Annotated in this window: 27 protein-coding genes; 9 read left to right on the top strand and 18 right to left on the bottom strand. The window is 72.7% G+C overall.

The window, feature by feature from the left end; genetic code table 11:
* Nucleotides 1-271: 271 nt before the first annotated feature.
* From ACPZVR_RS24695 to sigE, 3 genes are read right to left on the bottom strand one after another with little or no spacing between them, the layout of a single operon-like run.
* The gene (locus ACPZVR_RS24695) at nucleotides 272-1,804 is read right to left on the bottom strand and encodes a S1C family serine protease (protein WP_436702344.1); all 1,533 of its coding nucleotides are present in this window, start codon (nucleotides 1,802-1,804) and stop codon (nucleotides 272-274) included.
* Between the two features lie 36 nt (nucleotides 1,805-1,840).
* Entirely contained in the window at nucleotides 1,841-2,341 is a 501-nt protein-coding gene (locus ACPZVR_RS24700) for an anti-sigma factor family protein (protein ID WP_436702345.1), read from the bottom strand.
* Nucleotides 2,338-2,952 (bottom strand): RNA polymerase sigma factor SigE, encoded by a 615-nt coding sequence (gene sigE / locus ACPZVR_RS24705; RefSeq protein WP_436702346.1) that lies wholly within the window; start codon nucleotides 2,950-2,952, stop codon nucleotides 2,338-2,340. Before sigE ends, ACPZVR_RS24700 begins: the two co-directional genes overlap by 4 nt.
* 176 nt (nucleotides 2,953-3,128) lie before the next feature.
* Between sigE and ACPZVR_RS24710 the strand changes: the two genes are divergently transcribed.
* Nucleotides 3,129-3,785 (top strand): O-methyltransferase, encoded by a 657-nt coding sequence (locus ACPZVR_RS24710; RefSeq protein WP_436702347.1) that lies wholly within the window; start codon nucleotides 3,129-3,131, stop codon nucleotides 3,783-3,785.
* Nucleotides 3,786-3,854: 69 nt separating this feature from the next.
* Here ACPZVR_RS24710 and ACPZVR_RS24715 read toward each other — a convergent pair whose 3' ends face one another.
* The 7 genes from ACPZVR_RS24715 to ileS all read right to left on the bottom strand — a co-directional run bounded on the left by ACPZVR_RS24715 (nucleotide 3,855) and on the right by ileS (nucleotide 12,002).
* Nucleotides 3,855-5,441 (bottom strand): leucyl aminopeptidase family protein, encoded by a 1,587-nt coding sequence (locus ACPZVR_RS24715; protein ID WP_436702348.1) that lies wholly within the window; start codon nucleotides 5,439-5,441, stop codon nucleotides 3,855-3,857.
* Nucleotides 5,438-5,605: a DUF3117 domain-containing protein gene (locus ACPZVR_RS24720; protein WP_139624137.1), complete on the bottom strand. Its 168-nt coding sequence runs from the start codon at nucleotides 5,603-5,605 to the stop codon at nucleotides 5,438-5,440. Before ACPZVR_RS24720 ends, ACPZVR_RS24715 begins: the two co-directional genes overlap by 4 nt.
* Nucleotides 5,606-5,711: 106 nt before the next feature.
* Nucleotides 5,712-6,392, bottom strand: a complete 681-nt coding sequence (locus tag ACPZVR_RS24725; RefSeq protein WP_436702349.1) for a DUF6278 family protein — start codon at nucleotides 6,390-6,392, stop codon at nucleotides 5,712-5,714.
* Between the two features lie 11 nt (nucleotides 6,393-6,403).
* Nucleotides 6,404-7,132 carry an LOG family protein gene (locus ACPZVR_RS24730; RefSeq protein ID WP_436702350.1) on the bottom strand — a complete coding sequence of 243 codons (729 nt, stop codon included), beginning with the start codon at nucleotides 7,130-7,132 and terminating at the stop codon, nucleotides 6,404-6,406.
* The gene (gene dapE / locus ACPZVR_RS24735) at nucleotides 7,129-8,232 is read right to left on the bottom strand and encodes a succinyl-diaminopimelate desuccinylase (RefSeq protein WP_436702351.1); all 1,104 of its coding nucleotides are present in this window, start codon (nucleotides 8,230-8,232) and stop codon (nucleotides 7,129-7,131) included. Before dapE ends, ACPZVR_RS24730 begins: the two co-directional genes overlap by 4 nt.
* A gap of 55 nt (nucleotides 8,233-8,287) precedes the next feature.
* Nucleotides 8,288-8,701 (bottom strand): PaaI family thioesterase, encoded by a 414-nt coding sequence (locus ACPZVR_RS24740; protein WP_436702352.1) that lies wholly within the window; start codon nucleotides 8,699-8,701, stop codon nucleotides 8,288-8,290.
* Nucleotides 8,702-8,774: 73 nt separating this feature from the next.
* Nucleotides 8,775-12,002, bottom strand: a complete 3,228-nt coding sequence (gene ileS / locus ACPZVR_RS24745; RefSeq protein ID WP_436702353.1) for an isoleucine--tRNA ligase — start codon at nucleotides 12,000-12,002, stop codon at nucleotides 8,775-8,777.
* Nucleotides 12,003-12,272: 270 nt separating this feature from the next.
* Here ileS and ACPZVR_RS24750 point away from each other — a divergent pair, with 270 nt between their 5' ends.
* Genes ACPZVR_RS24750 through ACPZVR_RS24765 form a run of 4 tightly spaced genes read left to right on the top strand, consistent with a single transcriptional unit; the run spans nucleotide 12,273 to nucleotide 15,550 of the window.
* A complete protein-coding gene (locus ACPZVR_RS24750) occupies nucleotides 12,273-12,755 on the top strand; it encodes a DinB family protein (protein ID WP_436702354.1) in 483 nt (160 codons plus the stop codon).
* Nucleotides 12,756-12,769: 14 nt separating this feature from the next.
* Nucleotides 12,770-13,567, top strand: a complete 798-nt coding sequence (locus ACPZVR_RS24755; protein ID WP_436702355.1) for an acyl-CoA thioesterase — start codon at nucleotides 12,770-12,772, stop codon at nucleotides 13,565-13,567.
* A gap of 47 nt (nucleotides 13,568-13,614) precedes the next feature.
* Entirely contained in the window at nucleotides 13,615-14,553 is a 939-nt protein-coding gene (gene dapD / locus ACPZVR_RS24760) for a 2,3,4,5-tetrahydropyridine-2,6-dicarboxylate N-succinyltransferase (RefSeq protein WP_436702356.1), read from the top strand.
* A 37-nt stretch (nucleotides 14,554-14,590) separates the two neighbouring features.
* Nucleotides 14,591-15,550 (top strand): VldE C-terminal domain-containing protein, encoded by a 960-nt coding sequence (locus ACPZVR_RS24765; RefSeq protein WP_436702357.1) that lies wholly within the window; start codon nucleotides 14,591-14,593, stop codon nucleotides 15,548-15,550.
* 111 nt (nucleotides 15,551-15,661) lie between these two features.
* Here the strand turns inward: ACPZVR_RS24765 and dapC are convergent, their stop codons facing one another.
* Nucleotides 15,662-16,777 carry a succinyldiaminopimelate transaminase gene (gene dapC, locus ACPZVR_RS24770; protein ID WP_436702358.1) on the bottom strand — a complete coding sequence of 372 codons (1,116 nt, stop codon included), beginning with the start codon at nucleotides 16,775-16,777 and terminating at the stop codon, nucleotides 15,662-15,664.
* Nucleotides 16,778-16,785: 8 nt separating this feature from the next.
* The gene (gene fdxA / locus ACPZVR_RS24775; RefSeq protein ID WP_282400455.1) at nucleotides 16,786-17,112 is read right to left on the bottom strand and encodes a ferredoxin; all 327 of its coding nucleotides are present in this window, start codon (nucleotides 17,110-17,112) and stop codon (nucleotides 16,786-16,788) included.
* Nucleotides 17,113-17,248: 136 nt separating this feature from the next.
* Here fdxA and ACPZVR_RS24780 point away from each other — a divergent pair, with 136 nt between their 5' ends.
* Nucleotides 17,249-18,163, top strand: coding sequence for a GNAT family N-acetyltransferase (locus ACPZVR_RS24780; protein WP_436702359.1), 915 nt, complete (start codon nucleotides 17,249-17,251; stop codon nucleotides 18,161-18,163).
* On the opposite strand, the gene ACPZVR_RS24785 is transcribed toward ACPZVR_RS24780, so the two are convergent.
* Nucleotides 18,112-18,621: a GNAT family N-acetyltransferase gene (locus ACPZVR_RS24785; RefSeq protein ID WP_436702360.1), complete on the bottom strand. Its 510-nt coding sequence runs from the start codon at nucleotides 18,619-18,621 to the stop codon at nucleotides 18,112-18,114. The two genes, ACPZVR_RS24780 and ACPZVR_RS24785, sit on opposite strands and share 52 nt — an antisense overlap.
* Nucleotides 18,614-20,005, bottom strand: a complete 1,392-nt coding sequence (locus ACPZVR_RS24790) for a cystathionine beta-synthase (protein WP_436702361.1) — start codon at nucleotides 20,003-20,005, stop codon at nucleotides 18,614-18,616. The genes ACPZVR_RS24785 and ACPZVR_RS24790 overlap by 8 nt, the downstream gene beginning before the upstream one ends.
* Nucleotides 20,006-20,042: 37 nt before the next feature.
* On the opposite strand from ACPZVR_RS24790, the gene ACPZVR_RS24795 reads away from it, so the two are divergent.
* Complete coding sequence (locus ACPZVR_RS24795) at nucleotides 20,043-21,062, top strand: SGNH/GDSL hydrolase family protein (protein ID WP_436702362.1); 1,020 nt, start codon at nucleotides 20,043-20,045, stop codon at nucleotides 21,060-21,062.
* A 377-nt stretch (nucleotides 21,063-21,439) separates the two neighbouring features.
* Here ACPZVR_RS24795 and ACPZVR_RS24800 read toward each other — a convergent pair whose 3' ends face one another.
* The 3 genes from ACPZVR_RS24800 to ACPZVR_RS24810 all read right to left on the bottom strand — a co-directional run bounded on the left by ACPZVR_RS24800 (nucleotide 21,440) and on the right by ACPZVR_RS24810 (nucleotide 24,644).
* A complete protein-coding gene (locus tag ACPZVR_RS24800; protein WP_436702363.1) occupies nucleotides 21,440-22,279 on the bottom strand; it encodes a Bax inhibitor-1/YccA family protein in 840 nt (279 codons plus the stop codon).
* A gap of 124 nt (nucleotides 22,280-22,403) precedes the next feature.
* Nucleotides 22,404-23,885, bottom strand: coding sequence for a cellulase family glycosylhydrolase (locus tag ACPZVR_RS24805; RefSeq protein ID WP_436702364.1), 1,482 nt, complete (start codon nucleotides 23,883-23,885; stop codon nucleotides 22,404-22,406).
* Nucleotides 23,886-23,960: 75 nt separating this feature from the next.
* On the bottom strand, nucleotides 23,961-24,644 hold the full coding sequence (locus tag ACPZVR_RS24810) for an SAM-dependent methyltransferase (protein WP_436702365.1): 684 nt from the start codon (nucleotides 24,642-24,644) through the stop codon (nucleotides 23,961-23,963).
* A 115-nt stretch (nucleotides 24,645-24,759) separates the two neighbouring features.
* Here ACPZVR_RS24810 and ACPZVR_RS24815 point away from each other — a divergent pair, with 115 nt between their 5' ends.
* Both ACPZVR_RS24815 and ACPZVR_RS24820 read left to right on the top strand, forming a co-directional pair.
* Nucleotides 24,760-25,404 (top strand): ClpP family protease, encoded by a 645-nt coding sequence (locus tag ACPZVR_RS24815; protein ID WP_436702366.1) that lies wholly within the window; start codon nucleotides 24,760-24,762, stop codon nucleotides 25,402-25,404.
* Nucleotides 25,401-26,012, top strand: a complete 612-nt coding sequence (locus tag ACPZVR_RS24820) for a ClpP family protease (protein WP_436702367.1) — start codon at nucleotides 25,401-25,403, stop codon at nucleotides 26,010-26,012. The genes ACPZVR_RS24815 and ACPZVR_RS24820 overlap by 4 nt, the downstream gene beginning before the upstream one ends.
* Here the strand turns inward: ACPZVR_RS24820 and ACPZVR_RS24825 are convergent, their stop codons facing one another.
* Nucleotides 26,013-26,330, bottom strand: a complete 318-nt coding sequence (locus ACPZVR_RS24825; protein WP_436702368.1) for a helix-turn-helix domain-containing protein — start codon at nucleotides 26,328-26,330, stop codon at nucleotides 26,013-26,015.
* Between the last annotated feature and the right edge of the window lie 173 nt (nucleotides 26,331-26,503).

A 26,503-nucleotide genomic window follows, 5' to 3' on the forward strand; every position in this document is an offset into this window, starting at 1 on the left:
CACTGTCCAACCTCGTGATGCTGTGCCGACACCACCACACGTTGATCCACCAGACCCCCTGGATCGTGAAGATCGACAAGGACACCGGCCAACCCGTCTGGACCCCACCACCCCGCACCACCCGCCACCACCTCACCGGCAGACTCACCTACGCCCCCGCCCGACCCCGAGCCGCCTGATCACGGCCGGGTAGCAGCCGCTGCCGGCGCGGCTCCGGAGCGTGCCGTCGGATCGCGTCAGCGATGGCGTCGGGTCCCGACGCGAGCGCGCCCTACCCCTCCTGGCCGTCGAGGGTGACCTCGACCTTCTGCTCCTTCGAGCCGCGGGTGAGGGTGAACTCGATCGTCTCGCCGGGCTGGTGGGTCCGGATGGCGACGATGAGGGCATTGCCGTCGCTCACCCGGCTGCCGTTCACGTGCGTGATCACATCGCCCTTGCGCAGCCCGGCGGCCTCAGCCGGGCTGCCGGAGTTGATCTCGTTGATCTCCGCACCGGCGCCGGTGGGCCCACCGCCGGTCTTCACCGTGGCCCCGATGACGGGGTACTGCGCCTTGCCGGTCTTGAGGATCTGGTCGGCCGTGACCCGCACCTGCTCGACAGGGATCGCGAAGCCCACACCGATGTTGCCGGCGTCGGAGTCGATCGAGCCACCGCCGGCCGTGGCGATGGCGGAGTTCACGCCGATCACCTCGCCCTTCTGGTTGACCAGCGGACCGCCGGAGTTGCCGGGGTTGATCGCGGCATCGGTCTGGATCGCGTCGATCCACGACTGGGAGTCGGCGCCGCCCGTGGTGACCGGACGGTGCAGATAGCTGACGATGCCCGAGGTGACCGTGTCGGGCAGGCTCAGCGGGGAGCCGATCGCGACGACCGGCTCGCCGACCTGGAGCTTCGAGGAGGCGCCCATCGACGCGGGCTTCAGCTGGTCGCTCTCCTTGACGTAGAGGACGGCCAGGTCGTAGATCGGGCTGCGGCCGACGACCTCGGCCTCGTAGCGGTTGCGGTCGTGGTCGACGACCACGATCGGGCCGTTGTTCTTGGCCGCGTCGGCGACGACATGGTTGTTGGTGACGATGTGGCCGTTGCCGTCCATCACCCAGCCGGACCCGCTCGCGCCGGTCGCCTCACCGCCGTACTCGGCGATGATCTGGACGGTGCTGGGCAAGACGGCCTGGGCAACGGCCGCCACGGAGCCGGGCGCGGCCAGCGGCGGCGCGTCCTCGAGGTCGACGCCGGCGAGTCCGTCCCCGGAGTAGCCCGGTCCCTCGGGGGAATCGTCGGAGATCCGGTCGTAGGCCAGCGCGCCCAGCAGTCCACCGCCGAGGCCGAGCACGAGGGCCACCGCTGCCACGACCGGGATCAGCCAACCCGGAGACCGCGTCGCGCTGCGGTGCGACGGCGCGGGCATGCGGACCGTGAGATCCGCCGGCGGCGCGCCCGGGACGGGCGGCCCGGGCGGCGGAAGCAGCGACGGTGCGAGGCCCGGCAGCGGAGTCGTCGGCTCGGGCGTCGGCTCGGGCGTCGGACCGGGCGTAGGACCAGGCGGGGTCAGGCCGGGGCCGGGAGCCGCGCCGTACGCGGAGCTGGGCGCCGGGACGGACGCGGTTCCGGGAGCGGGCGGTGCCCACTGGGGGTGGGCCGACTCGACGGGCTCCGGCCCAACCGGGTCCGGCCCGACCGGCTCCGCTGCGACCGGCTCAAGGTCGACCGACTCCCGCTCGCCGGTCGTGGAGTCGACGGGCTCCGACTCGAGCGGCGGAAGCGGCTCGGTGGGCTCGCGGTCGGAGTCGGGCGCGTCGTTCACAGGTCCATCATGTCCGATGGCCCCACACCCGACGGGTCAGGGCAGCATCCGGCTCACGGGCGTGAGACCGGGTACGCGGGAGGGACCCACGGTGCCGGTGCCCCCGGTGCCGGTGCCCGGCGAGCCCGACGGCGTCGGGACCGTCGTGTTGATCTGAGAGACAGGGGGACGGCGGTCCGCCGGCGGACCCGAGCCCGGCGCGAACCCGAGCGCGATGACGCCGAGCATCGCGGCGCCGATGGCGCTGCCGCCGAGCATCACGGCGCCGGTCATCCGACGGTGCGGGCCGTGCGGCTCGTGGCCGGCCAGCAGCGCCTCGCCGGGAGGCAGGCTCAGCAGGGATCCCTTGAGGCCGGACGGCGCACCCCGCTCGCCTTCGTGGAGCCCGGCCAGCCGGGTCTTCACCCAGCCCTCGCGCTCGACGAGGTCACGGCAGGCGTGGCAGGTGTAGACGTGGGACCACGCCTCCTCGGTCTCCCGATCGGAGAGCTGTCCGTCGAGCAGGGCGCTGACCCGGGTGCCGAGGTGGCCGATCACGTGGTCGCTCCCCCGCCGACGGACAGCGGCGCGGGACCGGCGTACCGGGTCCGTCCGGCGGCCGGGGCGCGGTGGGCGAGCGCGGTGCGCAGCAGCGCCCGGCCCCGGTGGATCCGGGACCGGACCGTGCCCAGCTTGGCGCCGAGGATCTCGGCGATCTCCTCGTAGCTGAGACCCTCGATGTCGCAGAGCACGACGGCCGCGCGGAAGTCCGGCGGCAGGGCGGCCAGGGCGGCGGACACGTCGTCGTCGAAGGTCTGGTCGGCATAGGCCAGGTCGGGCGCCGGCGAGGCGCTCGCGAGCCGGGCGGCACGCTCGTCGGACAGGGCGTCGAACCGGATCCGCTGCTTGCGGCGGGCCTGGTCGAGGAACAGGTTGGTCGTGATCCGGTGCAGCCAGCCCTCGAAGGTGCCGGGCGTGTAGGTGTGGAGCGAGCGGAAGACCCGGACGAAGACCTCCTGCGTGAGGTCCTCGGCGTCGTGGCGGTTGCCGGTCAGCCGCAGGGCGAGCCGGTAGACACGGTCGGAGTGCTCCTCGACGATGCGTCCCCAGTCCAGGTCGGACGGCCCCTGCCCGATGGGCTGGGGGTGAGGATCGACGGGCTCCTTCATCGTGGCCTTCTTCCGCTGGATCAGCGCCAAGGTGTCCTGGCTCCTCTCACCGTAGGGGTGGGAACTGAGCGTTCCCTGTGAACTCTCCCATCTTTTGGCCACAACGATCGGCGACCGACGGGTGTTCCCGGCGCCGGCTCCGGCCGGGAGGGCGCCGGACGCAATAGGGTGAGCCCGTGGCTCCGACACCGATCAACGCGACCAGCTGGACCTTCGCCGACACCTACGTCGCCGAGGACGACGTCCTCGCGGCCGCCCGGACGCGCGCCGAGGAGGTCGGCGTCGTCCCGATCGGGGCGGGGACCGGCGCGACGCTGCGCTTCCTCGCCGCCGCCCTCGAGGCGCGTGCGGTGGTCGAGATCGGCACCGGTACGGGCGTGTCCGGGGTGTGGCTGCTGCGTGGCATGCGCCCCGACGGCGTGCTGACGACCGTCGACGTGGAGGCCGAGCACCAGCGGCTGGCGAAGGAGTCCTTCAAGGAGGCCGGCGTCGCGCCTCAGCGGGTGCGGACCATCGCCGGCTCGGCGCTCGACGTCCTCCCGCGGTTGACCGACGGGCACTACGACATCGTCTTCGCCGACGGCGACAAGCGGGAGTACGCCGCCTATCTCGCGGAGGCGCTGCGCCTGCTCCGGCCCGGCGGCGTCGTCGCGTTCGACAACGCCCTGTGGCACGACCGGGTCGCGGACCCGGCCCAGCGCGACGACGAGACGGTCGCGATCCGCGAGCTCGTGCAGCAGGTGGCCGCGACCGAGGGGCTCGTCCCCGCCCTGCTGCCGGTCGGCGACGGCCTGCTCGTGGCGAAGAAGGAGTGGGTCCCCGAGGCCGACTGACCTCCGTCGTACCCGACGGAACGGTCGTGGATCAGCCGATTCCACGACCCTCGGGTCCGGTACGACGCCTCAGGGGCGGATGCCGGCGAGCGGGTCGGCCGAGCCGAGCCACGACAGCAGCAGCCGGGACCCGAAGCCGGAGGGTCCGACGGTCCACTCGTGCCACTCCTTCTCGACGTCGCCGACCGAGGCGATGTCGAGATGTGCCCACGGCACGTCGCCCACGAACGGCTCGAGGAAGAGCGCGGCCGTGATGGCACCGGCCCCGCCTGGATCGTTGGACGCGTCGGCCACCTTGGAGGCGAGCTTGTCCTCGTAGCCGCGGTAGAGCGGGAAGCGCCACAGCGGCTCGCCGGCCCGGGCGCCCGCGGCGTCGAGCGCGGCGGCGAGGGTGTCGTCGTTGGCGAACAGGCCACCGACCTGCTGGCCGAGGGCGACCTTGACCGCGCCGGTGAGGGTCGCGACGTCGACCACGGCCGCGGGGGCGAGTGAGGCGGTGGCGTACGCGAGGGCGTCGGCGAGGACCAGGCGGCCCTCCGCGTCGGTGTTGCCGACCTCCGTGGTGCGGCCGCCGTGGTGCCGGATCACGTCGCCGGGGCGCAGCGCGCTGCCGGAGATGGCGTTCTCGGCGGCGGCGACCAGGCCGACGACGCGGACCGGGCAGTCGACGTCGGCGAGCGCGGCCATGGTCGCGAGGACCACCGCTCCGCCGGTCATGTCGCGCTTCATCGAGCCCATCGAGGCGGCCGGCTTGATGGACAGGCCGCCGGAGTCGAAGGTGATGCCCTTGCCGACCAGGACGACGACGGGCAGCTTCCGCGCGGCACGCGCCGACACGCCGGCCGGCGTGTAGTCGAGCCGGATCAGGCGCGGCGGGGTCGCGGAGGCGGCGCCGACGGCGAGGATGCCGCCGAAGCCGTCGCGGTCGAGCTCGACCTCGTCCCAGACGCGGACGTCGAGACCGCTCGTCGCGGCGATCTGCTCGGCCTGGGCGGCCAGCCAGGCCGGGTTCTTGAGGTTGGACGGCACCGTCGCCAGCAGGCGGGAGCGCCAGCCGGCGCCACCGAGCGCCACCGCTCGCTCCAGGGCCGCCCGGTCGGTGGCGGCGCCGGCGAGCACGACCCGGCGCACGGGCTGGTGCTCGGGGCCGGTCGAGCGCCAGTGGAAGACGAACGAGCCGAGCATGACACCGGCGACGAAGGCCTCGAGCGCGACGGGGTCGTCGGGCGAGGCGTCCTCGGCCAGGCCGGGGATCGAGGTGGCGACAGCGGCGCGGTCGCGGGTCGCCTTGGCCAGGGCGGCGCCGGCGCGGCGCAGGTCGACCGGACGCGCGGCGCCGACCCCGACCAGCAGGACGACGCGCAGGGCGGGGTTGGCCGGGGCACCGTCGGGCACGGGAACGACCGCGACCTCGGCGGTGGCTCCGGTCAGGCCGTGGACCTCGGCGATGCCGACCAGGTCGAGACCGAGCTCGTCGGCCACCTCGGCGGCGCCGGGGCCGAGCAGCAAGCCTCCGTCGTCACCCGGGAGCACCGGGAGCGCGACGACATCGACGCCCTTGATGGCGCCCGGCGGCAGCTCGCTGGCGGCGAACTCGGGGGGTGAGACCTGGCCCGGCAGGACGGGGCCGGAGGTGCGGGTCGCCGGAGAGGTCACCCGACGACGTTCTTGAGCGCGTCGCCGAGCGCGGCAGCCTCCTCGGCGTTGAGCTCGACCACCAGTCGGCCACCACCTTCGAGCGGCACCCGCATCACGATGCCGCGACCCTCTTTGGTGACCTCGAGCGGACCGTCGCCGGTCCGAGGCTTCATCGCCGCCATGCGGCACCCCTCTTCCACTACCTCTGCGATCCGCCGGACGCCCTGTGCATCCGACTGTGCGCCAGATCATTATCCCTCATGCCGCACGGCAGGCGCAGCCGGACTCTCAGCGGGTCCCTTCCTCGGCCGCCAGCGCGGCCTCGACGAAGAAGATGACGCTGTCGGCCTCGTCGCCGTCGTAGCGCGCCATCGCCTTGCCGATCGGGTTCTCGAACCGGCCCGACGGCATCCGGACCACGGGGACCCCGTCGAAGGCGGGGTGCTGCGCCCAGCGGGCGCCGGGAACGGCCCGGACCAGGACCTCGCCGAGATAGCTGCCCGCGGCCCACACCGCGGCATCGTCCTCGGCCGGGCCGGCCTCGGCCCGGCGGGACCACTGGTCGAGGGCGGACTCGACCTGGTCGACGCTCTCGGCGCTGAAGTCGAGGATGTCGCTGCCGGCCGGGTGCTCGGCCGCCCACCGCTCGGCGAGTGCCCGCACGAGGGCGTCCGGCGCGGGCCCGCCCGTGGCGGCGGATGCGCCGACGGGCGCGTCGCCCTCGAGCTCGCGGGCCAGCCGGGTGAGCAGCTCGTCGACCTCGCCCATCCGGTAACCGCGCAGCGCGAGCGAGAAGCGCACCCGCCGCAGGTCGTCGGCCCCGAGGGGACGGCCCACGGGGACGAGGGCGTCCGGTCGGTCGTCGTACGCCGGCGCCATCGGCTCCCCGCGACCGGCGGCGAGCAGGGCGACGCCGCCCATCGCGAGCACGATGAGGACGGCGAACACCCACATCATCGGGTGGGACATCGGCAGGGGCCTCAGCCGTGCCGCTCGCGGGCCGCGACCATCAGCGCCACGGCCTCGTCGACGTCGTCGGTGAGGGTGAGCATGTCGAGGTCGGACTGCTTGATCCGGGCGTCCTCGAGCATCGAGCCCTGCATCCAGTCGATGAGGCCCTGCCAGTGCTCGACACCCATCAGCACGATAGGGAACTGGGTGATCTTCAGGGTCTGGGCGAGCGTCATCGCCTCGAACAGCTCGTCGAGCGTGCCCAGGCCACCGGGCAGCACGACGTAGCCCTGGCTGTACTTGACGAACATCATCTTGCGGACGAAGAAGTAGCGGAAGTTGAGCCCGAAGCCGACGTAATCGTTGAGCTTGGCCTCCCACGGCAGCTCGATGCCGAGGCCGATGCTCTCGCCGCCGGCCTCCATCGCACCGCGGTTGGCGGCCTCCATCGCGCCCGGTCCGCCGCCCGTGATGACGGCGAATCCCGCCTTCGCGAGTGCGGCGCCGACGCGGACGCCGATGTCGTAGGCGGGGTGGGTCTCCGCGATCCGCGCCGAGCCGAACACGGAGATCGCGGGGCCGACCTCGGCGAGGTCGTTGAAGCCCTCGACGAACTCGGCCTGGATCTTCAACACGCGCCAGGTGTCGGTGTGGACCCAGCCGCCGTCGCCACGGCTGTCGAGGAGCCGCTGGTCCGTGGTGGATCCCGCGGGGCGCCCCTTGCTCGGTCGCGGGCCGGGTCCGTTGCGCCTGGTCATGCCTGCTCCTCCTCGGTGTGGCTGACGGTGCCGGTCAGCCACGCCCGCAGCTGCCGCTCGCACCTCTCGATCTGGGCGACCTCGACGTGCTCGTCCTGCTTGTGGGCCAGCATCGGGTCCCCGGGCCCGTAGTTGACGGCGGGCACGCCGAGGACGGTGAACCGGGCGACGTCGGTCCAGCCGAACTTCGGGGCCACCCGGCCGCCCACGGCGTCGATGAACGCCTTCGCCGCCGGTCGCTCGAGCCCGGGCAGCGCGCCGGGCGCGGAGTCGGTCAGCGTGATCGCGAAGCCGTCGAAGAACTCCTCGACGAAGGCGAGCGCCTCGGCCTCCGAGCGGTCCGGCGCGAAGCGGTGGTTGACGGTGACCACGCACTCGTCGGGGATCACGTTGCCGGCCACGCCGCCGCGGATCCCGACCGCGTTGAGGCCCTCGTGGTACTCCAGCCCGTCGATGACCGGTCGCCGGGCCTCGTAGGAGTTGAGCCGCGCGAGGATCTCGGCCGCGCCGTGGATCGCGTTGACCCCGCGCCAGCTGCGTGCCGAGTGGGCCCGCTCCCCCGTCGTCCGCACCTCGACGCGCAGCGTGCCCTGGCAACCGGCCTCGACCCCGGCGTTGGACGGCTCCATCAGGATCGCGAAGTCGGCCTCGAGCAGATCGGGGTCGGACTCCCCCAGCAGGCGCAGGCCGTTGTAGGCGGACTCGATCTCCTCGGCCTCGTAGAGCACGTAGGTGACGTCGTGCACCGGTTCGGTCAGGGTGGCCGCGAGCTTGAGGATGACGGCGTCGCCGCCCTTCATGTCGCAGGTGCCGAGTCCGTGCAGGATGCCCGCCGCGGCGTCGTACCGGCTCGGGAGGTTGTCGTTGACGGGGACGGTGTCGAGATGGCCGGCGATCACGACCCGGTTGGGCCGGCCGAGCGTCGTGCGGGCCACCACCGTGTGACCGCGGCGGGTCACGCCGAGGTGCGGCAGCGCCCGGAGCGCGACCTCGACGGCGTCCGCGATGGCCTGCTCGTCACGGCTGACCGACTCGATGTCGACCAGCTGGCGGGTCAGGGTCACGACGTCGGCGGCGAGGTCGAGCTGTGGAGCGGGCACGGGTGACAGTCAACCAGCCCGACGGTCGCGCGCGGCGACGGGAGGCGCCCGCCCGTCAGTGGAAGATGCGGCTGGTCACCTGGGCCAGTGCGACGACCCGCTCGCCGCTGTCGCGGACGACGACCTGGCTGTGGGTCGCGGAGCGGGTACGACGCAGGACCGTCGCGGTCGCCCGCAGGTCGGTGGTCGCCGCGTCGGCGTAGGAGACGTCGAGCTGCGTCGTCGCGCCACCCGTGGCGGCGTCCTCCGGCGTGAGGCCCGAGGCCGAGGCGGCGGCGCCGGCGATGTCGACGAGCGTCGCCACGACGCCGCCGTGGAGGACGCCCGGCACGGTCGTCAGGTCGTCGCGGAACGCGAGCGCGAGCACGACCTCCTCCGGCCGGGCGGAGACCACCTCGATCCCGAGGGCACGGGCGACCGGGGAGGCCGCGAGGACGTCGTCGATCCAGCTGCGGGCGAGCGTGTGCATGTGCCCATCCTCCGCAGCGGCGCGCCTGCCGGCCATGACCCGCGAGGTCATGACCGGCTGGCGCCGCTCCGGGTCAGGCCAGCTGGACGGCGATCCCCGCCTTGTCGCCCTCGCCCACGACGACCTCGGTGGCGCCGGCGGGCGCCTCCTCGGTCACGGTGTACGACGTCGCGAGGGTCTCGCCCGCGATCAGCGCCTCGTGCGCACGCGCCGCGGCCACGACCGCCGCGGGCCCGGCGATGGTGAGCTCGATCCGGTCGACCACCTGGAAGCCACTCTCTCGACGCAGCTGCTGGACGGCGCGGACCAGGTCGCGGGCCAGGCCCTCCTCGGCGAGCTCGGGCGTGACGACCGTGTCGAGGACGACGAAGCCGCCGCCGGGGAGCATGCCGGTGGCGGTGCCGGCGGCCGCGTCCCCGGCGACCGTCTCGAGCGTGTACTCGCCGTCGGCCAGCGTCAGGCCCCCGGCGGTGACGGTGCCGTCGGCGGCCACCGACCAGTCGCCGGACTTGGAGCCCTTGATGGCGAGCTGCACGTCCTTGCCCAGCCGCGGACCGGCGGCGCGGGCGTTGACGGTGAGCTTCTGCTCCACGCCGTAGCCGGCGGCCTCGTCGGAGCCGGTGGCGACCAGGCGTACCGACTTCACATTGAGCTCGTCGGCGACGATCGCGGCGAACGGCTCCAGCGCGGCCGGGTCGTCGACCACGACGGTGAGGCCGGCGAGCGGCAGCCGGTTGCGGAGCTTGGCCGCCTTGCGCAGCGCCGACGTCGTGGAGCAGACCTCGCGCACCTCGTCCATCGCGCCGACCAGTCCGTCGTCGGCGGGCAGGGTGGAGACGTCGGGCCAGTCGACCAGGTGGACCGAACGACCGCCGGTCAGGCCCCGCCAGATCTCCTCGGTGGTCAGCGGCAGCAGCGGCGCCACGACCCGGCACACGACGTCGAGGACGGCGGCCAGGGTCTCGAACGCCTCCGGCCTGCCCTCCCAGAACCGCTCCCGGGAACGACGGACGTACCAGTTGGTGAGCACGTCGAGGAAGGACCGGGTGGTCTCACAGGCGTCGGCGATGGCGTAGGCGTCCATCTCGGCGGTGAGCTTCTCGACGTACTGGCGCGTCTTGGCGAGCAGGTAGCGGTCGAGCGGGTCCGTGGAGTCGGTGCGCCCGGTGGCGTCGTACTGCTCGGCGTTGGCGTAGAGCGCGAAGAAGTACCACGTGTTCCACAGCGGGATCATCACCTGGCGCACGGCGTCGCGGATCCCCTGCTCGGTGACGACCAGGTTGCCGCCGCGCAGGATCGGCGAGGCCATGAGGAACCAGCGCATCGCGTCGGCGCCGTCGCGGTCGAATACCTCGGAGACGTCGGGGTAGTTGCGCAGCGACTTCGACATCTTGTTGCCGTCGGAGCCGAGCACGATGCCGTGGCTGATGCACGAGGAGAACGCCGGCTTGTCGAAGAGCGCGGTCGCGAGGATGTGCAGGGTGTAGAACCAGCCGCGGGTCTGGCCGATGTACTCGACGATGAAGTCGGCCGGGAAGTGCTCCTCGAACCACTCCTTGTTCTCGAACGGGTAGTGCACCTGGCCGAACGACATCGAGCCGGAGTCGAACCACACGTCGAGGACGTCGGTGACGCGGCGCATCGTCGACCTCCCCGTCGGGTCGTCGGGGTTGGGCCGGGTCAACTCGTCGATCCAGGGCCGGTGCAGGTCGGGCTGGCCCTGTGCGTTCAGCGGCAGCCGCCCGAAGTCGCGCTCGATCTCCTCGAAGGAGCCGTAGACGTCGATGCGCGGGTAGGCCTCGTCGTCGGACTTCCACACCGGCACGGGCGAGCCCCAGAACCGGTTGCGCGTGATCGACCAGTCGCGCGCGTTGTCGACCCACTTGCCGAACTGGCCGTCCTTGATGTGCTCGGGGACCCAGCGGATCTCCTGGTTGAGCTCGGCCATCCGCGCCTTGATCGCCGTCACCTCGACGAACCAGCTGCTCACCCCCTTGTAGATCAGGGGCTCGCGGCAGCGCCAGCAGTGCGGGTAGGAGTGGTCGTAGGTCTCGCGGCGGAACAGCACCGTGCCCGCGGTGACCGCGCCCGTGCGGGCCTTGAGGTCGTCGATGATGTGCGGGTTGGCGTCGAAGACCAGCATGCCGGCGTACTCGGTCACCGGGTGCGTGAACCGTCCGTCCTTGCCGACGGGCATGACCGGATCGATGCCCTCGCGGTCGGTGACCTCCTTGTCGACCTCGCCGAAGGCGCCGGCGCTGTGCACCAGGCCGGAGCCGTCGGTGGTGGTGACGGCCTCGTCGGCCGCGACGACGCGGAAGGCGTTCTCGTGGCCGGCGAAGTAGGAGAAGGGCGGTGCGTAGGTCAGGCCGAGCAGGTCGGCGCCGGTGCCGCGCCAGGTGATCGTGGGCTCGTCGCCGAGCTCGCGGGCGTACGCCGCCAGCCGGGCCTCGGCCAGCACGAACCGCTCGCCCTCGTGGGCGACGACGACGTAGTCGATCTCGGAGCCGACCATGACCGCGAGGTTGCTGGGCAGGGTCCAGGGGGTGGTGGTCCAGATCAGCAGCCTGACGCCCTGGAACTCACCGGGCGTGGTGACCTCGAAGCCGACGGTGACCGCCGGGTCCTGCCGCATCTGGTAGACGTCGTCGTCCATCCGCAGCTCGTGGTTGGACAGCGGGGTCTCGTCGTTCCAGCAGTAGGGCAGGACGCGGAAGCCCTCGTAGACCAGGCCCTTGTCGAACAGCCCCTTGAAGGCCCACAGCACCGACTCCATGAACTCCGGGTTCATGGTCCGGTAGTCGTTGTCGAAGTCGACCCAGCGGGCCTGGCGCGTGACGTAGTCGCGCCACTCGCCGGTGTACTTGAGCACCGACGCGCGGCAGGCGTCGTTGAACTTGTCGATGCCCATCTCGACGATCTCGTCGGTGGTCTTGATGCCGTTGAGCCGCATCGCCTCGAGCTCGGCGGGCAGGCCGTGGGTGTCCCAGCCGAACCGGCGCTCGACGCGCTTGCCGCGCATCGTCTGGTAGCGCGGCACGATGTCCTTGACGTACCCGGTCAGCAGGTGGCCGTAGTGCGGCAGGCCGTTGGCGAACGGCGGGCCGTCGTAGAAGACGAACTCGTTCTCGCCGTTCGCGCCGGGGTCGCGCTGCTCCACCGAGGCGCGGAAGGTGTCGTCCTCGGCCCAGTAGGCGAGGACGCCCTCCTCGATGCGGGGGAACCGCGGCGAGGACGGGACGGCTCGGTGCTCGCCGGCGGGTCCGGCGGTCGGGTCGGTGGTGACCTTCGGATAGGTCATCGGGCTTCGGTCTCCTGCGTCGTCGTTGCTGACACGAGGACGACGTCTGCCGCGGTACCACCTCGCTTGCCGACCCGTCGACTGCCCGGGGCGACCGCTCGTTCACGGCTGTGACGGGCCTGCCCGCCGGGTTCTACTCGCCCCTGCTGGCTGCTGGCGGCTTTCTTCCCGGAGCTCGCCGCTGATGACGGCTCGAACGCTGTGCCCCCAGCCTACGGCGGCGGGCGGCCGAAGCGGAAACCGGATTGCGCCGCGTCCTACCGTGGGCCCATGACCGGCGAGCTGGCGAACTACCGCGACTACCTGACCCACTACCGCGCGACGCTGGAGCGCAAGTGCGCGGGCCTGACACCCGCGCAGCTCGCCACCCGGTCGGTCCCGCCGAGCTCACTGAGCCTGCTGGGCATGGTGCGGCACCTGGCCCGGGTCGAGCACTTCTGGTTCCAGCGCGCGCTCGTGGAGGTCGAGGGCGAGCGCATCTACGACGACGGGGACGCCGGCTTCGCCGTGGTGGAGCCGACCGAGGAGGCGGTCGCCGAGGCCTGGGCGGCGTGGCGCGAGCAGGTCGCGCTCGCCGACGCCTGGCTGGACGGGATCGGCGACGAGGATCTCGGCCGGACGGTCACCTTCCGCCAGGGCACCGAGACGTCCAGCGTGCGCGACATCCTCGTGCACATGATCGAGGAGTACGCCCGCCACTGCGGTCACGCCGACCTGCTGCGGGAGTGCCTCGACGGCGTCACCGGCGAGTGAGCGAGGATGGGCCGGTGAGCTACCTCCTCGACGACGCCGTCACCGCGCAGCCCCTCGGCGAGGGCCGCTACCTGGTCCAGGTGACCGCCGACTGGAACACCGCGAACCAGACGCCCAACGGCGGCTACGTCCTCGCCCTGCTGCAGCACGCGGTGCTCCTCGAGTCGGTGCATCCGGACGCGTTGAGCATCTCGATCACCTACTTCCGGCCGGGGCTGCCGGGGCCGGCCGACATCACGGTGCGCGAGGTCCGCAAGGGGCGCCGCGTCTCGACGTACGACGCCGTGCTGGCGCAGGACGGCAAGGAGATCGCGCACGCGGTCGTCAGCACCCACGACTGGGACGCGACCGGCACGGCCGAGCACCTTCCTCACGCCGCGCCCGACGTACCCCGGCCCGAGGAGTGCGCCGACGTGAGCGCGCTGATCCCGACCGGGATGATGGCGATCCTCGACCGGTATCGCTACCGCGCGCCGGTCGTGCCCGGCTGGTTCCGCGGCGAGCCGTCGGGGGTCACCGAGGCGCTGTGCTGGATCCGGACCGCCGACGAGCGTCCGGTCGACGCCCTCCTCGCCGGCGCCATGGTCGACGCCTTCCCGCCGGCGACCGCCGAGATCGGGCTGCTCGCCTCGGCCACGATCCAGCTCACCGTGCACTACCGCCGGCGCCCCACGGGGACCGGCTGGGCGCTCGGCCACGTCACGACCCGGCACGTCATCGCGGGCTACCACGACGAGGACGTCGAGCTCTGGGACGAGCACGGTCGCTTGATCGCGCAGAGCCGCCAGCTGGCGATCCTGGCGGAGGGCTGAGCGGCCCGGGCACCTCGTGCCGCGTCGCGGAACTACACTCTCCTCACGTGACTGCTGCATGGGGCTTCGGCCTGACGACCTACGCCGCCGACCGGACCGTCCTCGACACCTGGTTCCCCGCCCCCGCACTGGGCGAGCGCCCCGCGGACGCGCAGGCTCCCGCCGAGCTGGTCGCACTCGAGGGCACGGACGAGGCGCGCGGCGTGACCCGCGAGGTCAACCTGGTCGAGATCGCCGACCTGACGGCGGCGCCCACCGACACCGTCGAGGTGTGGCTGCGTCTCCACCTGCTCTCGCACTGCCTCGTCGAGCCGCACGGCCAGAGCCTCGAGGGGATCTTCGGGCTGCTGACCAACGTGGTGTGGACCTCCGCCGGTCCGTGCGCGGTGGAGGGCTTCGAGCTCACCCGCCTGCGGCTGCAGGCCGCGGGCCAGCACGTCACCGTGTACGGCGTGGACAAGTTCCCGCGCCTGGTCGACTACGTCATCCCCGCCGGCGTCCGGATCGCCGACGCCGACCGGGTCCGCCTCGGCGCCCACCTCGCCGCGGGCACGACCGTCATGCACGAGGGCTTCGTGAACTTCAACGCCGGCACCCTCGGCACGTCGATGGTCGAGGGCCGGATCTCGGCCGGCGTCGTCGTGGGCGACGGCTCCGACATCGGCGGCGGCGCCTCGATCATGGGCACCCTCTCCGGCGGCGGCAAGCAGGTCATCGCCGTCGGGCAGCGCTGCCTGCTCGGCGCGAACGCCGGCATCGGCATCTCGCTCGGCGACGACTGCGTGGTCGAGGCCGGCTGCTACGTCACGGCCGGCACCAAGGTGACCGTGCTCGAGCCCGGCAAGGACGCCCGGGTCGTCAAGGCGGCCGAGCTGTCCGGGGCCAGCAACGTGCTCTACCGCCGCAACTCGGTGTCCGGCGCGATCGAGGCCGTGCCGTGGCAGGGCGAGGGGATCGCGCTCAACGCCGCGCTGCACGCCAACTGAGCGACCGGGTCACCAGCCCCCACGCACACTGGGTGCCGTGAAGAACCCTGCCTGGGCGGTCGTCGTCGGCCTGGCGGTCCTGGCGACCGTCGCCGCCGTCGGCATCGGCGCGCTCCGGGCGACCGACCGGCTGGGCCGAGGGCCGGACGGGGACTGCACCGTCACGGTCGCGGACCACACCGTCGAGGTCAGCGGCGAGCAGGCCGAGAACGCGGCGCTGATCGCCGCGATCGCCGTACGCCGCGGGCTGCCGGCCCGGGCGACCTCGATCGCCCTGGCGACGGCGTACCAGGAGTCGAAGCTGGTCAACATCGACTACGGCGACCGCGACTCGCTGGGGCTGTTCCAGCAGCGGCCCTCGCAGGGCTGGGGCACGCCGGACCAGGTCCTCGACCCCGTCTACGCCACCAACGCCTTCTACGACGCGCTGGAGAAGGTCGACGGCTACGAGACGATGGAGATCACCGTCGCCGCCCAGGCCGTGCAGCGCTCGGCCTTCCCGAACGCGTACGCCGACCACGAGGCCGACGGGCGCGCCCTCGCCTCCGCGCTGACCGGCTACTCCCCCGCCACCTTCAGCTGCGACCTCGCCGGTGGGGCGCCCGAGGCCGACGTCGAGCTGGTCGCCAGCGGCCTCACGCCGCGGGCGGACGCCGTGCGCACCGAGCTGCTCGAGCGGTTCGGCCGGCTGCAGCTCGGCGGCTTCGAGCCGGACGGGGTCTCGACCGGCCACATGGAGGGCTCGGCCCACTACGACGGGCGGGCCATCGACGTCTTCGTCCGCCCGATCACCGAGCCGAACCGCGCGAAGGGCTGGGCGATGGCGCACTGGGCGGTCGCCAATGCCGCCCGCCTGGGCATCCGCACGGTCATCTTCGACGACCGGATCTGGACCGCGGGCCGCGACGGCTGGCGCGACTACGACCCTCCGGACCGCGCGGGCGACCGGAAGATCCTCGAGCACCGCGACCACGTGCACGTCGACGTGTTCCGCTGACCGGTCGGCGCCGGGGCGCCGCTGTAACTATCTGTTCTTGCCGCTACCTGACCGGTCTACGGGTCAGGTAGCGGCAAGAACAGATAGTTACAACAGCCGGCCGACGACGTCTCAGCCCAGCCGCGCGGCCGCGGCGGCGATCCGCTCGTCGGACGCGGTGAGCGCGATCCGGACGTGGTGGGAGCCGGCCGGGCCGTAGAACGCGCCCGGCGCGACCAGGATGCCCTGGGCGGCGAGCTCGGCGACGAGCTGCCAGCAGTCGGGGCCGCCCTCGTCGGCGGCGCCCCTGGTCGCCCACAGGTAGAGCGACGCCTCGGAGTGGTCGATCCGGTAGCCCGCGGCCTCGAGCGCCGAGCGCAGCGTCGTACGCCGGGCGCGGTAGCGCTCGTGCTGCTCCTTGACGTGCGCCTCGTCACCGAGCACCGCGGCCATGGCGTGCTGCTGGGGCGCGGGCATCATCAGGCCCAGGTTCTTGCGGACAGCGAGCAGTTCGGCGACGACGTCGCGGTCGCCGGCGACGAACGCGCACCGGTAGCCGGCGAGGTTGGAGCGCTTCGAGAGCGAGTGGACGACGAGGATGCCCTCGGCGGTGCCTCCGGAGATGTCGGGGTGCAGGACGGAGTGGGCCTCGCCCTCCCAGACGCAGTCCAGATAGCACTCGTCGGAGACGAGCAGCACCCCGCGCTCGCGGCACCAGTCGACGACCTTCTTGAGGTGCTCCTTGGGCAGCACCCGGCCCGAGGGGTTCGAGGGCGAGTTGACCCAGAGCAGCTTCGGCGTCTCGGGGCCGAAGGTCGTCAGCGCGTCGGTGGCGACGGCACGCGCGCCGACCAGCGCCGCCCCGACCTCGTAGGTCGGGTAGGCCAGCGCCGGGTAGCCGATCAGGTCACCCGGCCCCAGTCCGAGATAGGTCGGCAGCGAGGCGATGAACTCCTTGGAGCCGATCAGCGGCAGGACCTGGTCGAGCCCCAGGCCGGTCACCCCGTGCGTGCCGGCCAGCCAGTCGACGACGGCCTGCCGGACCTCGGGAGTGCCGATGGTCACCGGGTAGCCCGGCGCGTCCGCGGCCCGCGTCAGGGCGGCGCGGGCCACCTCCGGCGTCGGGTCGACCGGCGTGCCGATCGACAGGTCGACGATCCCGTCGGGGTGCGCACGGGCCCGCTCGGCGTACTGGGGCAGCTTGTCCCAGGGGAAGTCGGGCAGCCGGCCCGAGACCGCGCCCGACACGGCGCGGCTCAGTGGTCCTGGTTCTGCGGCTCGAGCGCAGCGATGAACTCGGCGTCCTTGTCGATCTCGCCCATCTTGGCGGCACCGCCGGGCGAGCCGAGGTCGTCGAAGAACTTCACGTTGGCGTCGTAGTAGTCCTTCCACTCCTCCGGCACGTCGTCCTCGTAGAAGATCGCCTCGACCGGGCAGACCGGCTCACAGGCGCCGCAGTCGACGCACTCGTCGGGGTGGATGTAGAGCATCCGCTTGCCCTCGTAGATGCAGTCGACGGGACACTCGTCGACGCACGCACGGTCCTTAACATCCACGCACGGCTGCGAGATGATGTAGGTCATCGGTTCCTCCTGAACCAGGACTAGCGGCAGAGTCAGACACGAATGTGTTTCGTATCGAGGTCAGCCTAGTATCCCCGGCGTGCCCGACGCGCGCAGACCCCCGGATTCTGGACGCCACCTCCTCGGACCCCACGTCGTGGGCCGGCGGATCGTCGTCCGCCGCGTCCTGCCGGGGCGGACCGGGCCCAGCGGCGGGCCCGCCTTCACCGACGTCCTCGGCACCTGCCTGGCCTGGGACGCCGACAGCTGCCTGGTCGAGAAGGCCGACGGTGAGAAGGTCCGGATCGCCCTGGCCGACATCGTCTCCGGCAAGCCGGTCCCGCCCCGCCCCGCGCCCCGGCTGCGGGTCAGTCCGCGCGACGCGGAGGTGCACACCGGCGGCCTGTGGCCCACGGTGGAGCGGGAGGCGCTCGGCGCGTGGCAGCTGCGCTCCGAGCGGGAGCCGGTCGGGCGGCTGCTGAAGCGCGCCAACTCCTGCCTGGCGATGGGCGACCCCGGCCGGCCGTTCGCCGAGGCGCTGGCCGACCTCGTCGCGTTCTACGCCGCGCGCGGCCGGGACCCGCTCGCCCAGGTCGAGGCGGACTCGGCCGTCGAGCAGGCCTTCGCCGACGCCGGCTGGCGGCGCCTGGAGTACGGCGAGTCCCACCTCATGCTCGCCTCGGTGGCGCGGCTGCGGCGCGAGCTGGCCGGCGCCGCCTCCCGCGACGGCGTCGAGCTCACCGTGACCGGCGCCCGTGCCCTGGCCTCGGCCGGCACCGGCTGCGATCCGGTCGCCGAGGCGCACGCCGCCGTCGACGGCGACTGGGTCGGCCTGCACGGCGTCACCGTCGACCCGGCGCACCGCCGCCGCGGGGTGGCCACGACCCTCGTCCTGGCCCTCCTCGACTGGGCGGCCGAGCGCGGCGCGCTGACCGCCTGGCTGCACGTCGAGACCGACAATCCCGGCGGGCATGCGTTCTGGGAGCGGCTGGGCTTCGTCGTCCACCACACCTGCCGCTACTACGTGCCGGAGGCTCCCAGCTCCGCCAGCGCCTGGCCGGTCAGCCGGTAGGTCGTCCACTCCTCCATGGGGCGGGCGCCCAGCTCCTCATAGAACTCGATCGACGGGGTGTTCCAGTCGAGCACGGCCCACTCGACGCGTCGGTAGCCCCGATCGACCGCGATCCTCGCCAGCGCGGTCAGCAGCGCCCTGCCCAGGCCGCTGCCGCGCTGCTCGGGCTCGACGAAGAGGTCCTCGAGGTAGATCCCCGGCGTGCCGGTCCAGGTCGAGAAGGTGCGGAACCACAGCGCCATCCCGACGACCACGCCCTCGGGGGACTCCGCCACGAGGACGCCGGCGACGGGATCCTCGCCGAACACCCAGCGGCGCAGGTCGTCCTCGGTCGTCTCGACCGCGTCGGGCTCCCGCTCGTACGTCGCGAGCGCCCGGATCAACCGGAGGACGTCGGGGACGTCCTCCGGCGTCGCGGGGCGGACCCCGGCCGGCAGGCCGGGCCCGCCCTCAGCCACGGGCGAGGAAGTTGAGCAGGTCGTGCCGGGTGAGCACGCCGACCGGCTTGCCGTCCTCGTGGACCAGCACCGCGTCCGCCGACTCGAGCAGCGGCACCGCCGCCGTGGCGTCCTCGGTCGAGCCGATCGTCGGCAGCGCCGCCGACATGTGCTGCTCGACGGAGTCGGTCAGCTTGGCCTTGCCGGTGAACAGCGCGTCGAGCAGGGCCCGCTCCGACACCGAGCCCGCGACCTCGGCGGCCACGATCGGCGGTTCGGCGCGCACGACCGGCATCTGGGAGACGCCGTACTCCTGGAGGATCTGGACGGCCTCGGCGATCGTCTCGTTGGGGTGGGTGTGCACGAGGGCCGGCATGCCGACCGACTTGCTCCGCAGCACCTCGCCGACGGCCTGGGCCGGGCGGGGCTGACCGGTGCTGAAGCCGTACTGGGCCAGCCAGTCGTCGTTGAAGACCTTGCTGAGGTAGCCGCGACCCGAGTCGGGCAGCAGCACGACGACCACCGCGTCGTTCCTGCCCTCGGCGGCGAGCTCCTGCGCGAGCTGGCGCGCGGCGTAGGCGGCCATCCCGGAGGACCCGCCCACGAGCAGCGCCTCCTCGCGGGCGAGGCGGCGGGTGAAGGCGAACGAGTCGGCGTCGGAGACCTCGATGATCCGGTCGGCCACGCCCCGGTCGTAGGTCTCGGGCCAGAAGTCCTCGCCCACGCCCTCGACGAGATAGGGACGGCCGGTGCCGCCGGAGTAGACCGAGCCGGCCGGGTCGGCCCCGACGACCTGCACGTCGCCGTTCTGCTCCTTGAGGTAGCGGCCGATCCCGGAGATCGTGCCGCCGGTGCCGACGCCCGCGACGAAGTGGGTGATCCGCCCCTCGGTCTGACGCCACAGCTCGGGACCGGTCTCCTCGTAGTGGGAGCGCGGGTTGTGCGGGTTGGAGTACTGGTCGGGCTTCCAGGCGCCGGGCTGGCTCGCGAGCCGGTCGGACACGTTGTAGTAGGAGTCGGGGTGCTCGGGCGGGACCGCGGTCGGGCAGACGACGACCTCGGCGCCGTACGCCTTGAGGACGTTGCGCTTGTCCTCGCTGACCTTGTCGGGGCACACGAAGATGCAGTGGTAGCCCTTCTGCTGGGCGACCATCGCCAGCCCGACGCCGGTGTTGCCGGACGTCGGCTCGACGATCGTGCCCCCCGGCTGCAGGGCGCCGGACGCCTCCGCGGCCTCGATCATGCGGGTGGCGATCCGGTCCTTCACCGAACCGCCGGGGTTGAGGTACTCCACCTTGGCCAGCACCAGCGGTCCGCCGTCACTGTCCGGCAGGTCGAGGGAACGGTTGAGCCGGACCAGCGGGGTGTTGCCGATCAGCTCCAGCAGGGACTCGACGTACTCCATGCGATCACCGTACCGGTGTCTTCCGTAGAGTTGCGGCGTGAGCAAGGCGTCCGCAGCCCGCAAGCTCGCCGCCGCCGCGCTGTACGGCGGGGGCGGGCTCTCCGCGCTGGGCGCGGGCCTGTACGGCGTCCTGTCCGCCGAGGCCCGGATCGCGCGCAAGACGATCGGCCCCGCCCGCGACGAGCCGCCGCCGGACGCGACCGGCTGGTACGGCCGCGGCCGCCCCGGGCCCGCCATCCGGATCGCGCTGCTCGGCGACTCCAGCGCCGCGGGCTATGGCGTCGAGCGGGTGGAGGAGACGCCGGGCGCGCTCATCGCCTCCGCGATCGCGGAGCATGCCGACCGCCGGGTCTACCTGCGCGAGTTCTGCGTGGTGGGGGCCAAGTCCTCCGATCTCGCCGCCCAGGTCGACCGCGCGCTGCCGATCGAGCCCGACGTCGCGGTCATCCTCATCGGCGGCAACGACGTCACCCACACCGTGCGGCCCTCCCATTCCGTGCGCTCGCTGTCGGAGGGGGTGCGCCGCCTGATCGCGGCGGGCGCGACCGTCGTGGTCGGCACCTGCCCCGACCTCGGCACCGTCCAGCCGATCGCTCCCCCGCTGCGCCAGGTGGCGCGGGCCTGGTCGCGCCGGCTCGCCGCCGCGCAGACGATCGCGGTGGTCGAGGAGGGCGGCCGGACCGTGTCCCTCGGCGACATCCTCGGCCCGGAGTTCGCCGCCGCGCCCGCGCTGCTCTTCGGTCCCGACCAGTTCCACCCCTCCGCCGAGGGCTACCAGGCACTGGCCGGGGTCCTCGTCCCCTCCGTGCTCGCCGCGCTCGAGCACGCCCCCGAGGAGGCCGACCTCGAGGCGTACCGCGGCGAGGGCGTGCTGCCCGTCACCCGGGCCGCGGTGCAGGCCGTCAACGAGCCCGGCACCGAGCTGGGCGGCACCGAGGTCGGCGGCCGGCGAGCCGGCGTCCGTGGCCTCTGGGTGGAGCTGCGGCACCGCCGGGGCCGCAAGCACGTTCCCGGTGAGGCGCCCGAGGAGCACGAGACGGCGCCGGACCCCGTCTGAGGCTGGTCCGGGTCTCCGGTTCAACTACCGAATTTGTCGTCCCCAGCGGCGGTTCACGACGACATGCGCTCGTTCGACGGCAGGCTGGCGACGGCGTACCAACGAGCGGGTCGGCGGCGCCCGACCCCGGAGTGGACCCTCGACCAGCCCTGGTGGTGGATCGACACGTCGACCGTGGACCGACGGCGCGCCCTCGGCGACGAGGACCGGCGGATCTGGCTGCGGCGGCAGGTGGCGAGAGGTCGGCTGCGGCGCGCGGTTCAACCACCGGAACTGTCGCTCAGACCGCTCGAGGGCGACGAATTCGGTAGTTGAACCGAAAAACATGCCGGCCCCGACCCACCGAGGTGGGCCGGGGCCGTCGTGCGACCGGAAGGTCAGTCCTGCTGGAGGATCGCGAGGATGCGCAGCAGGTTGGTGTAGATCCAGACCAGGCTGACGGTCATCGCGAACGACGCCCGCCACGACTCGCGCTCCGGGATGCCGTTACGGACGCCCTGCTCGACGAAGTCGAAGTCCATGACCAGCATGAACACACCGAGCACGAGGCCGGCGACCGCGAAGATCAGGCCGAGCGGGCCGAAGCCGAACAGGCCGAGGTCGGCGCTGAACATGCTGAGGACGATCTCCATGAGGCCGAGGCCGACCATGCCGAACATCGCCGCGGTGACCATGGTGCGGAACTTGTTGCCGACCTTGATGTCGAGGAACTTGTACGCCGCCAGGGTGCCGGCGAACGCGGCCATGGTGCCCAGCACGGCCTGCAGGACGATGGTGTCGCCGATGAAGGCGTCGAACGTCTTGCTGATGGCACCCAACGCCACACCCTCGGCCGCCGCGAAGGCGAGCACGAGCGCGGGGCTGATCTCCCGCTTGAAGGAGTTCACCAGGGACAGGACGAAGGCCAGGATGCCGCCGATCGCGGACGCGGCGTAGAGCGGCGCGAGGTCCTCGGCGACGTCCGCACCCTCGATGGCCGGGGTGAGGAACCAGGTGGCGGCCGCCGCGACGAAGACGACGGCCAGCGTGATCGCGGTCGACTGGACGACCGAGTCGATCGTCATCCGGCCCGGGCGAGCGCCGGTCGGCGCCTCGGGGGCGGGGTAGCCGGGCTGCTGGTAGCCGCCGTACTGCGGCTCACCGAAGCCCTGGTAGGCAGCGGCTCCGGACCGGTTGAACTCCTCGGAGCGCCGGAACACCGGGTTGTTGCTCTGCATGGTCTCCTCCGCAGGCTTGCGAGTCTGCCGGGCGGCCACGGTGGACGCCCTTCCACCTACAGTCTAGGTGTCTCGATGCTGGTGCAACGCTCGGACGTTGCCAAAGGTTCCCGAACCGGCCGTCTCAGCGCCCGGTGATCCTGACCGACACCTCCCGGCCGGGTACGTCGGGCCGCACCTCGATCCGTCCGCCGGTGCCCGGCGCCCACTGCCCGCCGGTCACCGTGACGTCATACCCGCCGGGGTAGTGGAGCGGACTGACGAAGATCTCGGTCGGGGCGTCGACGGCGTTGGAGCGGTACCGGTAGGCGAAGTCCCCGCTCTCGACGTCGAAGGACATCGCCAGCGGCGTGCCCGCGGTCGCCTGGGCGTAGGTGCGCACGAGGCGACGCAGCTTGCCCTGCTTGACCGTGCCGAAGTCGGTGTCGTCGCGGAACATCCCCTGCGCGTCGTCGGCGGTCGTGGGATCCTGCCACCGCTTGTAGGCCCAGTGGGACCAGCCCATCAGGTTCTCGTCGGCGACCGCGGCGTCGATCTCGATGGCGCGCAGGTTGTCGGTCGCGCCCCACTCGCTCATCATCGGCGCGGCCCGCATCCTGTCGGCCTGGGCGAGAGCGGTCGCCGTCCGCTCCCGGCTGAACCGCCAGCAGTTCTCGACCTTGCCGAACGGCAGGCCCTGCGACTCGAGGAAGACGTCCTGACAGTAGTTGTGCCAGGAGTAGCCGAGCTGGTCCTCCCCCGCCATCGGCTCCAGGTAGGTCGGCACCTGGCGACCGGCGGCCAGCTGCTGCGGCTCCCACCACACGACGTTGTGCGGGTCGACCTGGCGGATCGCCCGGGTAGCCTTCTCGTACGCCGGTTGCAGCTCGCGCCGGTAGGACGCCGCACAGCCGTCGGTGAAGCAGGACAGCCACTCCAGGCCCATCCACGGCTCGTTGATGAGGTCGTAGCCCATCAGGTGCGGCTGGTCCTTCCACCAGGTGGCCGCGACCTGCCAGGCCCGCGCCCAGCCGTCGAGACCGCCGTGCCTGTTGGCCCAGAACTGGTCGAACACGGCCGAGTTCTCGGGCGTCCAGTAGCCCATCGGGAAGGGCAGGTTGACCGGCGGCAGCAGGCCGAGCAGCGGCGGACGGCGCAGCGCCCAGTCGGGCACCCCCTCGCCGCCGTACGTCTCGTGCCACTGGTCCTGGTGCATGTCGAGCTGCATCCAGATCCCGCGCTCGGCCAGCAGGTCCATGACCCGCTGCCAGCCGGCGCGGTACGCCGGGTCGCCGACGCCCGGCGCGTCCGGCGTGATGCCCGCCCACAGGGTGCCGAGGCGGGCGCCGTTGAAGCCGTACCGCTCCAGCCAGCGTGCGTCGGCCGCGGTGAAGCCCTCGGCCGTGTCCGGCGGGACATAGGGGTCGAGCTTCCAGACCAGGTTGAAGCCGTGGACGATCACGACCCGGCCCCGCTCATCGACCAGCCAGCGTCCCTCGCGTCGCAGCTGGGGCGGCTCGTCCGGGCCGGCGGGCGCCGAGGCGGGCACGACCGACGACCGCACGGCGGGGGCGGCGGGCGCGGGCGGGCTCGCGGTGGCGAGGACCCCCGCCGCCAACGCGGCCACCGCCAACAAGGAGATGGAACGTGTTCTAGCGAGCACGCAACCGTCAACGACGGCCGGCGCCGGAAGTGACGCGGATCACTCCGTGCGCCGCAGCCGGACGACGGTGTCCCGCACGAGCAGCGGTCCGTCCTCGGTGGCCTGCTCGCGAACCGGGGTGTCGGCGACCTCGACCTCCCACCCGCCGTCCGGCCGGTCGGCGCCGAGTGTCCCGAGGACGCGGTCGGGCTCGAACATCAGGCCCGGGCCGTGGTCGTGACGGGCTCCGGTGACGACGTCGTCGGGGTGGTGGGCGGTGACCAGCAGCCGCCCACCCGGAGCGACGGCCTCCGCGATCCCGCGGTAGATGTCCGCGAAGTCGGGCGTCGGGACGTGGAGGAAGCTCACGGTCACCAGGTCGAAGGTGTGCCGGCCCGCAGGGCGCGGGTCGGCGAGGGCGTCGTAGAACCCGATCCTGATCCGGTCGCCGACGCCCTCGTCCTCGGCGTGCGCGGCGACCTTCGCCAACGCCACCTGCGACACGTCGACCGCCGTGACCCGCCAGCCCTGCTTCGCCAGCCACACCGCGTCGCCGCCCTCGCCGCACGCGACGTCGAGGGCGGTGCCGGGCGTCAGGTCGGCGGTCTGCTCGACCAGCCGCTGGTTGGGCCGGCCGCTCCAGACCCGGTCGCTGCCGGCGTACCGCTCGTCCCAGAAGCCCGCGGTGAGCGCGTCGCGCAGGGCCTCGAGGGAGTGGTCGTGATCGTGGTGATGACGGTGCATGGCCCTACTGTCCCGCTTCAGGTGGACATGAAGTCAAGCGCTGCTGTGGGCAGCGGCGCACTGCCGTGGGCGGAACCGCCTGGTCCGGGGCCGCCGCGCGCCGCAGGGTGGCGGCATGAGCGATGACAACCGACCCCGCATGTTCGACGACCGGGTACGGCGCGAGCTGCTCCAGCAGCGCGTGCTGGTCCTCGACGGTCCGCTGGACGACGACAACGGCGTGCTGCTGACCACCCAGCTCGTGGCGCTGGCCGCCGACGACCCGAACGCCGACGTCGCGCTGTGGATCCACTCCCCCGGCGGCTCCGTGCCGGCCATGCTCGCCATCCGCGACGTGATGCGCCTGGTGCCCTGCGACGTCGCGACCCTGGCGCTCGGCATCGCCTGCAGCGCCGGCCAGTTCCTGCTGTCCTCCGGCACCCGCGGCAAGCGCCGGGCGCTGCCGCACGCACGCGTGCTCATGCACCAGGGGTCGGCCGGGATCGCCGGCACCGCCGTCGACATCGAGCTGCAGGCCCAGGACCTGCGCCACACACGCGACACCGTGCTGGGCCTCATCGCGCAGGACACCGGGCAGCCGCTGGAGCGGGTGTTCGAGGACTCGCTGCACGACCGGTGGTACTCCGCCGAGCAGGCGCTGGAGTACGGCTTCGTCGACGAGATCGTGGCGTCGTACGACGCGCTGGTGCCGCCCCGGCGCGCGCCGCTCGGCCTCGGCAGCTTCGCCGTGGCGGGCACCAGGGTGAAGGAGGCGCGATGAGCAGCTACCTCGTCCCCAACGTGATCGCCCAGCACCCGCGTGGCGAGCGGATCATGGACGTGTACTCCCACCTGCTCGCCGAGCGCGTGGTCTACCTGGGCACCGCGATCGACGCGGGGGTGGCCAACTCGCTGGTGGCGCAGCTGCTCCACCTGGAGGCGGACAACCCCGACCGCGACATCCAGCTCTACATCAACTGCGAGGGCGGCGACCCGAGCGCGATGCTCGCCGTGCACGACACCATGCAGTTCATCCGGCCGCAGGTCGCGACGACCTGCGTCGGCCAGGCGATCGCCGTCGGGGCGGTGCTCCTGGCCTCCGGCGCCGCCGGCAAGCGGGCGGCGCTCCCCCACGCCCGGGTGGTGCTCCACCAGCCGGCCGCCCAGGGCCGGGGCGCGATCCCCGACCTGATCCTGCAGGCCGACGAGGTGGTGCGGGTGCGCGCCGACATCGAGCAGATCCTGTCGCGGCACACCGGCCAGGACACCGCGACCCTGCGGGCCGACACCGACCACGACCGCGTCTTCACCGCGCTGGGCGCGCAGGAGTACGGCCTCATCGACCACGTGATCGAGGAGCGCGGCCCGGCCGTCGTCGCCGGGAGGTGATCAGGCGGCCAGCGCGTACGCCGACACCGGGGCCGCTGCCACCGGGAGGGGCACCGGGACCGCCACCGGGCGGAGGTCGCCGGCGACCGAGGTGGTGAGGTCGAGCAGCGTCGTGCCGAGCGCGCCGAGCACCGCCGCGATCATCTCGCTGCTCGGCTCCTTGACGCCCCGCTCGATCTCCGAGAGGTACTGCGGCGAGATGCCGGCCCGCCCCGCCGTCTCGGTCAGCGTCTCACCGCGCTCGCGGCGCAGGTCGCGCAGTCGTCGTCCCACCAGGTCCCGCCACAGCGGCTCGGCTTCCCTCTGCTCCTCGGCCATGCCTCATCGTAGGTCGATGGCCGGGCCCGATCCGGGCCCAGCAGCGGAGTTCTGCTCTCAGCAGAAGTCGGTGGCCCCCCGGTGGTGCGGGCGGTGGTGTCCTGGTTCGGGACATCGGAATGGGGTGTCTCGCGACATCGGAATGGGATGTGTCGGGTGATCGGCATGGCGCG

The organism is Nocardioides segetis, from assembly GCF_051390595.1.
Classification (GTDB): domain Bacteria; phylum Actinomycetota; class Actinomycetes; order Propionibacteriales; family Nocardioidaceae; genus Nocardioides.